At 61.2% G+C, this 2,138-nt stretch carries 1 pseudogene; it reads left to right on the forward strand.

The features are described 5' to 3' along the window. Positions 1–2,138 (forward strand): annotated as a pseudogene (locus NW863_RS12810) (type II secretion system protein); the annotation flags it as partial.

The raw sequence follows: 2,138 nt of genomic DNA on the forward strand, positions 1-2,138 counted from the left end.
CCAACCCCAAGGTGGGAGACTGGTTCCAGGCGGGATCGGCGCTGTACAAGCCTTTCCAGGTCTTTGCCGTCACCTTGCCCATTCAAGGCGCCGACTCCACCACCCGCGCCATCTCGGCTTTGCAATTCCAGCAGGATCGGAAGCGGGATCTCCTCAACAAGTGGGGGGCCTTCAGCCGTGGCGACCTAGAGTTTTTCTTCACCCCCGGCTACAACTGGAACGGCGCCATCTACGCCGGCGGCAGCCTTTTCTTCCGCTATGCCCCCAACAACTTGTTCCGGGCTTTCACCATCAGCTCGGAGCAATCCTGTTTCTACATGCCTGTAGATAACTCGGAGATTACTGCCTTCGGAGAGCTGGTGGCAGGGGCTATTGGCTACGCCGGCCAGCAGGTGAGCGATACCCTGATTTTCGATGTGCACTCCGGCGAGCAAGACGTAGCGCCGAGTGTGTTGGCCAAGCTGAACAACCTGAACTTTGACTCGGTGCAAAACACGGTAGAGCCGGAGAGTGTGGCCCTGGATCCGCTGGAGCTCCACCTTTTCGGCCGCATACGCACCCGCGGATCCTATGCCGCAGATGCAGCGGGATGGGCGGCTTCTCCCCTCAACGCCAAACGGGAGCCCAACCCCGGCCGGATCAAGGCCGGCGGTTTTCAGTCCGGTTCCGACCAAGTCTGCCCGCCCTACGTGGACGATGTCTATCGGGCCGACAATCGCTTTGGGCCCAAGGCCAGCTACGAGCGTCCGCCCGTGACGCCTGACCCGCAGAATGGCTGCAACGTGCCCACCTTTGCCGAAAAGTTCAACGCCAGGGCAGGTGACACAATCCCGCCTGAGGCCAAAAATGAGCTGGGCGAATCCCTCACCGAAGACAACCCACCCGCAGGCGCACTTGCCGAGGTGGGGCTGGATGGCTACTGGGAGCGGCGGGCCCGTGTGGAGGGCCTGCGGGTGATCGTGGGGCAGCGCCTGGAGCTGACCCGCACCGACTCTTTGCCCTTGCCGCTGGTGCCCCCTGGTGATCCCAATGATCCTGATCCTGATCCCACCAAGCTACAGGCCATTTTCATCAGCAACGAGGCGCGGCAACGCCTAACCCTGCGGGATAACCCGGCGGCGGTTCAGGCCACGGCGGTTTACCACTACAGCTACCAAGATGGGCGCTTCCCCATCGCCTGCCTGGCCACGGTGGCCCACCCCGGCACCCCTTGGAGCTTGCAGCGGGCTTCCACCTTCCCCGCCGGCGATCAGACCAATCAACTGGGCATCAACTTCTTCACCGGCCAGGGCACCAACGTCTGGGAATATGACCCTGCGCCGATGCAAGATTGGCTGCGGCCTGGGACGCCCCTGTGGACGGCGCTAACCAATCTGGCCAATTTTGCCGGTGACCCCGACGGGGCCTATCCGCCCAGGCAGGAGGCGGGCCGCATCCACCCGGATCCGTTCATCACCGCCTTTGGCAACTTCTCCGAGCTGCGGCGGGTGATCGACACAGTTAACAGAGGCACCCCCGTCGATCAGCTCAGCCTGGCCGACCAGACCACGCTGCAGACGGCGGGCTGCATGTTGGGCATGCTGGCCGACAACATTCTGCGTATCCGGGATAAAGCCACTGGTAGCAAACCTGATCCAGAAGCTCTGATCCTTTGGAAGGACATCGAAGCCAGCCGCAAGGGCAAGCTGGATAACCCTGAGGAGTGGAACCGCTTCTACCTGCCGCTGCGCTACATTTTCCCTGACACGACCGAAAAAAACACTGACTTTTTCGACGACAAGGATGATCTGGAGAGCGAGCGGAGGGGTGCATATAAGCCATTTGATGGTGAGAGTTGGGTACCGGAGGCAACCTATCGAGCCCTGTGCGATCCCAGAAATTCCGGCTGCAACTTGGAGGAGCTGGATGACTTGAAGCTGATCAGACTCCAGCCCCGCAAGAAGATCAACGAGTGGGTATTGCCCAGGGCCTCAACCTCCTGCCCCAACAGCACCCTACTCGGTGGCAACCATCCCAACAGCAACCAGATGGAGCTGATCCGAGTAGTCGGCGACCAGTGCTATCGCGTGCCCTTCAAAGATTCGGTGTTTTACGATGGCCGCGAGGCAATGGCGGTGCGGGCCCTCAACATCGACCTG

The sequence above is a fragment of the Synechococcus sp. B60.1 genome (assembly GCF_047462555.1).
GTDB lineage: Bacteria > Cyanobacteriota > Cyanobacteriia > Thermostichales > Thermostichaceae > Thermostichus.